Source organism: Carnobacterium sp., from assembly GCF_040274425.1.
This window is the reverse complement of the sequence record NZ_JBEMBC010000094.1, coordinates 1-8,262: the sequence shown is the minus strand read 5'-3', so window position 1 is coordinate 8,262 and position 8,262 is coordinate 1. Positions and strand designations below refer to the sequence as shown.

The window sequence follows — 8,262 nt, the reverse complement described above, 5'->3', positions numbered from 1 at the left end:
ACACCAACAGCTTTACAACTTTACGGCATTGCACCAGATGCCTATTCAGGTGAAGATGAAATGTTTGACCTGGTTCACGAAATGCGAACTCGTCTTATGACTTCTCCTGCTTTTAATTCTGATTCAATCTTAGGGGCTATTTTATTTGAACAAACAATGGATCGCAAAGTCGAAGACCTTTATACAGCCGATTATTTATGGGAGAAGAAAGGCGTTGTCCCTTTCTTAAAAGTCGATAAAGGATTAGCAGAAGAAACTGACGGTGTTCAGTTAATGAAACCTAACCCTGACTTAGATGAATTGTTAAAAAGAGCAAATGAACGCCATATTTTTGGAACAAAAATGCGCTCATTAATTAAAGAAGCAAATCCTGAAGCTATTAAAAAAGTTGTTGACCAACAATTCGAAGTCGGCAAACAAATTATCTCAGCAGGACTTGTGCCAATTATTGAACCAGAAGTGGATATTAACAGTAAAGATAAGGAGAAGTCTGAAGCTCTTTTAAAAGATGAAATCCTGTCTCAACTAGATAACTTAAGCGAATCAGATAATGTTATGTTAAAACTCTCTATCCCGACAATTGATGATTTCTATAAAGAATTGATCGATCATCCTAGAGTGATAAGAGTAGTGGCTCTTTCTGGTGGTTATACACGTGAAAAAGCTAATGAAGCTTTAACTCATAATCACGGACTAATTGCTAGTTTTTCAAGAGCATTATCTGAAGGGTTAAGTGCCAGTCAATCAGATGATGAATACAACGACTTACTAAAAGAATCCATCAAACAAATTTACGATGCCTCAATCGCTTAGTATTAAGTGGTATGAGACAATATAATAAACACAACGTATAATAAGGAGAAGCTCTCCCTCTTATACGTTGTGTTTTCACTTATAGCAGTATACTCTTGTTTACATAAAAAATCAAAAAAAGTTCTTTCACTACTGGTTGTTTACTTTAAAATCAAAACCTTTTAGCATCACTGGAGCAGCTTCTGCATTTTAGATGGTTTGTTATTCCAATTTTAAAAAAATACTGAATTTATTCCTTCATACTCTGTAAACATTGAAATAGAAAGATTAACTTTTTACTATAGCTTTAATTATCTTAAATTTAATCCACTCTTTCTGTGATATTATTTCTATTCCATCCTTCTAACCGCATATCAAATTCTTCAATTGGCTCTGGCCCTCGCATGGTATCTTTTTCAATAGTTAAGACACCTTTTTTACTTACTTTAGTTTCCCAACGTACTAATCGAACTTGCCCTTCAGCTATTTCAATTCCGGTAATAATCGTTGGATAAACGCAACAACCAGTATTGAAATAGGGAAGATCTTTATCTTTAGGGTACTTAAATCGATGTGTATGACCGCAAATGAGCATTATTTTATTCTTTCTTATCCATTTCCCAAAATTTTTCTCGATTTTATGTCTTTTAGTTACATTTTTTACTGGACTCGAAGGATTTCTAATGCCAAATCCATGAAGAAAACGCCAAAAAAATTTTAAAGATAACATAGTAAAAAAAGCAAATTGATCATTAGGCGCATCACCTTGATGACCGTGTACAGTCAAGATTTCTTGTCCCGTTTTTTTGTACCTTAATACAAGCGCCTCAATAGGCTTAAGTCCTTTTAAGAAATCAAAAAATTCCTCTGTGTATTCATCATAATTTGTATAGTAATTCTTTTCAACAAACTTTGGATTTTTTAAAGCAATATCATGATTGCCATACAATTTAATTAATCTATCGTCATCAAAAAACTTTTTGATAATATCGTACACTTCACTATGTGCATTTTTTGTATAAATAAAGTCAGAGTACTCTAACAATTCATCTCCATCTCCTGCTTCAACATAAGTATATCCATGTTTATAATAATACTTTAAAGCATGAAGAAAGATATTTCGATTTCGTGTGAACTCATCTGCTATATTCCCATTACCTCGATGGACATCACTAAAGAAAATGTATTTTGAATCTTCATCAAATTCTTCTACTTTAGCATTTTTGTAAGCTTCTGTTAACCTTTTATCTGTGAACATCTTTTCCACCCCATAAACAGTTGATATTCTTATATAAGCAACTGAACTAGTCTTCTTACTAACAGTATACCTTTTATCTGATCAAGTTTAAAAAATAATTACTTCCGCGTTTCTAAAATCAGCTTACAATATAACAAAGTTTAAAGAAGCTTTCACCAACTTTAACACTTTAATTTTTCACAGAGCCTTTCAAGTATTGTTTTACTTTTCTTACTATTAAGACACTCAATATGCACAAAAAGACGGTGATACAAATCTATTATGAGACTTGTGTCACCGCCTTTTATTTATTTTTTCTTTTTAGCAGCCATTAAAAGCAATGCTCCTACTCCAGTAATCGCAGCTGTTGTAATGATCGGATGTTTAGTTGCTTTTACATAATAACTGTTTGAGCGAACCCAGCCTTCTTTAGTTCCTCTCTCATGTAAACCATATCCCGCATGGTATAATCCGCTTTCTTCTGGGGGATTAGATGGTCTATCTAGATGTTGTGTAGGATACATCACTTTTTCTACTAATTTATCTGTGAAACGCGGGAATGCTCGGCCCAACATCATAAAGATCTTGGCTTGAGAACCAACAAATAAATCCCTTTTTGGATTTTCAGCTGCATATAAAATAGCTTCTGCTACGGCTTCAGGCGGATAGATCATTCCTCTATGACCTGGTTGTTTATCCATATAGCTCATAGCGTGCTCATTATAAGGTGTATCAATTCTACCTGGATGAACCAATGTTACAGAAACAGGTACATGTTCCTTTTCCAATTCCATGCGAATACTTTCAGTCCATCCATGTACAGCAAATTTAGCAGCAGCATAGCTTGATTGAACCGTAGTCCCTCTATCACCAAATAAAGATCCTACATTGATCAATGCCCCAGGTGTTTTACGGTCTTTGTAATGTTCTACTGCCGCCCTAGTACCATAAACAACGCCCCAAAAGTCCGTTTCAAACATACGCCTCATATCCTCTATGCTTACATCCATTGAATGGCCGAAAATAGATATACCCGCATTATTGACCCAAGTATCAAATCGCCCAAATTCTCTTATAGTTGTTTCAACAATCATGTTTACGTCTTCTTCTTTGCCGACATCTGCTTTAACATAAATAGCTGAATGACCTTTTTCTTTCAATTCTTCTACTAATTTCTGCAAAGCTTCTTCGTTTCTTGCAACCACAACAACTTTTGCGCCTTTTTCCGCAGCCATTCTTGCTGTAACTAAACCAATTCCGCTAGAAGCACCTGTAATGACAACAACTTGGTCTTTCAGCTTCTTTAAATGCAAATCTTTCATACTTCTGGTCTCTTTTCGATCTGTTTGATCCATTTTTAATCTTTCCATAGCAATTCCTCCTCGTATAAGTAACTTACCAACTGTTGACGAAAGACAAAAACGTATGGTTCATTCTGCTAGTTTACTGTTAAAAGATTAATCTCCTTAATTTATGCTGATTTGATAACGCTTACCAATTACAGTTTAGTCAAAACAAGCGATTAATGCAAAAAAACTATACTTCTATTTATAGGTCTCTATCCTATAGTAGAATTGCTAAAACTTTTAAGCCAAATTTTCAACTCTTCTTCTAACTAACTTTCTCCTCTTATAACTTATAATATCAAATGAACCCACTCGCTGTATTAAACTTTATTTTTTTTGTAACCATCAAAAAAAGGAGCTGCTTTATAGCCAATGACATTGACTTTATAGTAGCTCCTTTTTTATTTTTTCAATTACTAAATTTTATATCTCACTCTTTTTTATTGAGCCTTATTCATTTGCAGTTTTTAATAATTCAATCACTTCTTCTGGTGTATCGGCTTTAATCAACTTTTGTACATTTTCAATCTCAGAACAAAAGATAGCAATAGAAGATAACAAATCTAAGTGCTCGTCGCCTTTGCCTGCGATTCCAAATAAAACAAAGACTTTGTTCTCATCGCTTGTTTCGCTAAAATCAATTCCATTTGGGAAGGTCGCTACCGAAATAGCTGTTTTGTAGATATCTTTTTTTGAACTATCAGTACCATGAGGAATAGCAATAAAATTTCCCATGTAAGTAGATACAGTCTTTTCTCTCTCCAACATACTTTCAATATAATCCTTATTTACTGCACCGTTTCCAACTAATAAATTACCTACTAAACGAATAGCCTCTTCTTTAGTTTCAGCTGTTGCTCCTAATTCAATCAATTCTTTGGTTAATGTTGCCATATTCATTCACTCCTCTATTTTTAATGAGTCTTTCTTAACACATAGGCTTTAAATTCCTTTTCAATCTTCTTTCGAATTGCTTCTTCCTCGCCCTTATCAAACAAAGCTGTTGTACTGTCATTTTCAATCAGCATACTACTGACTAAGCCTAATAAATCGCGTTCAACTACATTTAACGGATAAGGTGCGACCATTATCAATACTCTTTTCAATCGCATATCATTCCTATCGATTCCTACAATTGGGACTTCTTGTTCTAATTCATAAATTCCAAAATAACTAGAAGCAACATGAGCAGTTCTCACGTGAAAAAGCCCCATTTGAGTTCTAGGTATGCCTACCGGAGCAACATTCGCTCGTTCGATTAATTTTTGTTGCACATTTTCAGCTTCTGTTAAAACCCCAATATCTTGAAGTTGTCGGCAAATTCCTAACAACGTTTCTTCTAGCGGTTGATTCCCATTAATAGACTCAATGGAGAAATAATTTAAGATACCTAATGCGGTTTTAGTTAAATGATGGATTTCTTTTAACGTTTTTTCTGTAGGTATCTTTTCGCTACTTTGTTTGTTTATTTCTTTTATCGAATCGGTCAATGTGTAATCCTTTTTTTGATCAATGCACTCATCGATTAATCCTTTAATCTTAACTAATTCTTCACTCAAAAGCATGGGCGTGATCAAGTGGTAACGTACCGAAAAATGTGGCAATAAAACTGTTGAAAAGATAAAGTCAAAGTCAGTTAATTTATAGTCATTTACCTCAGAGAGAGAAACCACCGTTATTTCTTTTAACTCAGAAAAATTTTTATTCAATCGATTTTCTAAGATCCTCGAGGTCCCAATTCCGCTAGTACAAATGACCATTGCTTTTAAACCGTATATTTTTTTGTAGTTTTCCCAAGAGGAAGCAAAATGAATAACCAAATAAATATAATCATTTTCTGAAAAACGTTTATCTGGATAGACACTTGCTAACCCTATTATTACACCTTTATAAATTTCTGGATACCGTTCACGGATGGTTACGTAAAGACTATCTTCTACTTGAAGAACTGGTGTAAATGTACGATTTAGCAAAGCTTCCATATGTGTCAACAAACCCGAAAACAGCGTATGGTCTTTGCTAAATTCCCAGTGAACTTCTGTTTCAACCAACTGAATAAAATGCTTAACTTGGTAAGTTAATTCCATATTATAGTCTGTTGAAAACAAATCTTGTTTTTGAAAAAAACGCACACCATTTACAGCCTTTTTTAAAAAGCTTCGTTCTAATCTTGAAAATTGCAACTCTGTTGCTTGAAAAATATCTTCAATCACATAATCCGTTATGTCTTTAGTGAGAATAGAATTTTCTTTTTCTTCAAAATGAATGTCATTCAGCTGATTCTCTTCTGACAAACGCATAATAATCAATGTTAAAATAACGATAAATTGCATTAGTCCACTATTTGATATATCTTCAAAAAAGTGTTGCTTCATCCGAAAGGTAACTTGAGTTGCTATTTTAAAATACCGATAGGTTAGAAATGATAAAAAAGGCATTCTAGTCTTCTTTACTCTCTCAAAATGCTCCTCATTGTACTCGTTTTGAAAAAAATTAAGAAACTCATATTCATTCAACTTGCTAGTAATGATGCTACTAACTATCAGTCTCAAAGATTCTTCATCGCTTTTAATGGAAACAGATTTGCCTTTTCCTCGTTGCAAAGTCATTTGAAATCCTTCAATGATTTCAGCTATTTTGGTTAAATCATTGTTAATTGTTCCTAGACTGACATTAAAATCTTGTGCCAATCCTATTAATTTAACGTTGTCTTTTGTCAGCAGCAACTGGCAAATCAGGTAACTCTGACGATCTTTCGAGTCAAAGATAAGATCTGTATTCAATAAATCTTTTTTCAATCGCTTTAATTCTTCTCTTTCACCACTTAAATAAAAACCAGTACCTAACTTTTTATTAAGAGCAATCTGATAAAGAGACAACGTGTCTTCAGCTATGGACAGTTCGCGGTAAATTGTTCGACTGCTCACTTCCATTTCTCTAGCCAAGACCTCCAAAGAAATTCCTGTTTTATTCAGTAAAAGCAATTCCAATAGCTGCTTTTCCTTTATTGAAAAATACATTTCTTTCCCTCGTTCCTACTCTCTTTTTTCCTTACTCTGCTATTATATCATCAAGAACGGAGTAAACTTTCAATAACTTGATCGTATTTAGGACTACTTAAGAAGTTATCAACTGTTTCATGCACTCCGCTTGGTGTTTGTTGTTTTGCTCTGGCATTTAATTCTATTTGCGTAATAATTAACGTTCCTTCTTCATCTTCTAAATCACTGATTGCTGAATTCGTAACCGGTATTTCTAGACCGGCTTTTTTTGCTTTATTTCTCAAAATGGATGCTCCCATGGCACTGGAACCCATTCCTGCATCACAAGCAAAAATAATTCGCTTAACATTTGTTGAAGAAATCGTTGGTCCAACACTTTCAGATTCAGTTATGGTGTTAGTAGAAGCTGTATTTAGAACTACACCTTTTGACTCAGCTTTCATTCCTTGCATTTTAGTCACATTGCTTTCAAAGTCTTCATTTTCAGAACGGTCTGCTTTTAAAATAAGCATTGCAACAACAAAGGACGCAACAATTGATGCTAACACACCAGCTAATATTTGCAAGTATTCACCTTTGGGCGTCATCGCAATGACTGAAAGGATAGAACCAGGTGATGCAGTAGCAACTAAACCTGTATCAAATAGTGTGAAGGTTAACGTTCCCGCAACTCCACCTGCCATGACTGCCAAAATCATTAAAGGCTTCATCAACACATAAGGAAAATACAGTTCATGTATGCCTCCAATAAATTGGATGATCGCAGCACCAGGTGCAGAAGCTTTGGCAGTTCCTTTACCAAACAACATATACGCTAATAAAACCCCAAAACCAGGACCTGGATTTCCAGATAGAATAAATAATATTGATTTTCCTGTCTCAGCTGCCTGTTCAACACCAAGTGGTCCTAAAATTCCGTGATTGATTGCATTATTTAAAAAGATGACTTTACCAGGTTCAGTAAAAAGATTAACTAATGGCAATAAATTTGCATTGATCATGAATTCGATTCCATTGCCTAAAAAAACCATTATGTTTGAAACGATGGGCCCAATTCCTAAATACCCTATAATAGCTAATATAAAACCAATGATCCCACTAGAAAAGTTGTTGACCAGCATTTCAAACCCGGCTCTTATCTTAGATTGAAACATATCATCAAATTTTTTAATTGCCCAGCCACCGAATGGCCCCATAATCATTGCGCCGATAAACATAGGCACATCCGTTCCAACGATAACACCAATCGATGCTACTGCTCCTACTACGCCTCCACGGTGCCCTGAAATCATTTTCCCACCAGAATATCCGATTAACAATGGCAGTAAGTAAGTAATCATCGGTGTTACTAATTCAGCAAGTTTCTCATTTGGCAAATATCCGTTAGGAATAAATAATGCTGTAACTATTCCCCAAGCTATAAAAGCCCCTATATTTGGGATAACCATATTACTTAAAAAAGTCCCTACTTTTTGTGCCCCGACTTTAATGGTCGTTTTATCTCTTGTTCTTTCTTTACTATTTACAGCTTCCATCTATGCTTCCTCCTTTAATTTGTTTGTTTCTTAATATAATTATCTTACAAGTGTTTGTTTCCGCTTACAACGAGTAATGAATACAAACTTGTCAAAAGGAAATTGACAAGTTTTAAAACAATAGTCTGTAGTCTGTTAAATAAAAAAGAGTTCTTATTTCAAAATCTGAAATAGGAACTCTTTTTAGTTATTTTACTTCTTTGTGACCTCATGGCCGCCAAATTCATTTCTAAGGGCTGCGACTACTTTTCCAGTAAAAGTATCTTCCTCTAAAGAACGGTACCGCATCATTAAAGAGAGTGCTATCACAGGTGTCGGAACTTTTGCATCCAAAGCTGCTTCTACCGTCC

6 protein-coding genes and 1 pseudogene are annotated in these 8,262 nt (G+C 34.5%); 1 reads left to right on the top strand and 6 read right to left on the bottom strand.

Features of this window, described 5'->3' with window-relative positions; all coding sequences use genetic code 11:
- Nucleotides 1-813, top strand: an 813-nt coding sequence (locus ABS911_RS13120; protein WP_350467929.1) for a fructose bisphosphate aldolase, incomplete at its 5' end; no start/stop codon positions are given.
- 301 nt (nt 814-1,114) lie between these two features.
- Here the strand turns inward: ABS911_RS13120 and ABS911_RS13115 are convergent.
- From ABS911_RS13115 to ABS911_RS13090, 6 genes and pseudogenes are all read right to left on the bottom strand, one after another.
- A complete protein-coding gene (locus tag ABS911_RS13115) occupies nt 1,115-2,050 on the bottom strand; it encodes a metallophosphoesterase (RefSeq protein ID WP_350467928.1) in 936 nt (311 codons plus the stop codon).
- A 287-nt stretch (nt 2,051-2,337) separates the two neighbouring features.
- Complete coding sequence (locus ABS911_RS13110; protein WP_350467927.1) at nt 2,338-3,399, bottom strand: SDR family oxidoreductase; 1,062 nt, start codon at nt 3,397-3,399, stop codon at nt 2,338-2,340.
- 426 nt (nt 3,400-3,825) lie between these two features.
- Entirely contained in the window at nt 3,826-4,269 is a 444-nt protein-coding gene (locus tag ABS911_RS13105; protein WP_350467926.1) for a PTS mannitol transporter subunit IIA, read from the bottom strand.
- Nucleotides 4,270-4,289: 20 nt separating this feature from the next.
- Nucleotides 4,290-6,395: a BglG family transcription antiterminator gene (locus tag ABS911_RS13100; protein WP_350467925.1), complete on the bottom strand. Its 2,106-nt coding sequence runs from the start codon at nt 6,393-6,395 to the stop codon at nt 4,290-4,292.
- Nucleotides 6,396-6,445: 50 nt separating this feature from the next.
- On the bottom strand, nt 6,446-7,912 hold the full coding sequence (locus tag ABS911_RS13095; RefSeq protein ID WP_350467924.1) for a PTS mannitol transporter subunit IIBC: 1,467 nt from the start codon (nt 7,910-7,912) through the stop codon (nt 6,446-6,448).
- Between the two features lie 192 nt (nt 7,913-8,104).
- Nucleotides 8,105-8,262, bottom strand: a pseudogene (locus tag ABS911_RS13090) (phosphogluconate dehydrogenase (NAD(+)-dependent, decarboxylating)); the annotation flags it as partial.

What these genes read in the sequence shown, in the direction of transcription:
- ABS911_RS13115 (WP_350467928.1), bottom strand. Translation starts at nt 2,050, where the DNA reads ATGTTCACAGATAAAAGGTTAACAGAAGCTTACAAAAATGCTAAAGTA.
- ABS911_RS13110 (WP_350467927.1), bottom strand. Translation starts at nt 3,399, where the DNA reads ATGGAAAGATTAAAAATGGATCAAACAGATCGAAAAGAGACCAGAAGT.
- ABS911_RS13105 (WP_350467926.1), bottom strand. Translation starts at nt 4,269, where the DNA reads ATGGCAACATTAACCAAAGAATTGATTGAATTAGGAGCAACAGCTGAA.
- ABS911_RS13100 (WP_350467925.1), bottom strand. Translation starts at nt 6,395, where the DNA reads ATGTATTTTTCAATAAAGGAAAAGCAGCTATTGGAATTGCTTTTACTG.
- ABS911_RS13095 (WP_350467924.1), bottom strand. Translation starts at nt 7,912, where the DNA reads ATGGAAGCTGTAAATAGTAAAGAAAGAACAAGAGATAAAACGACCATT.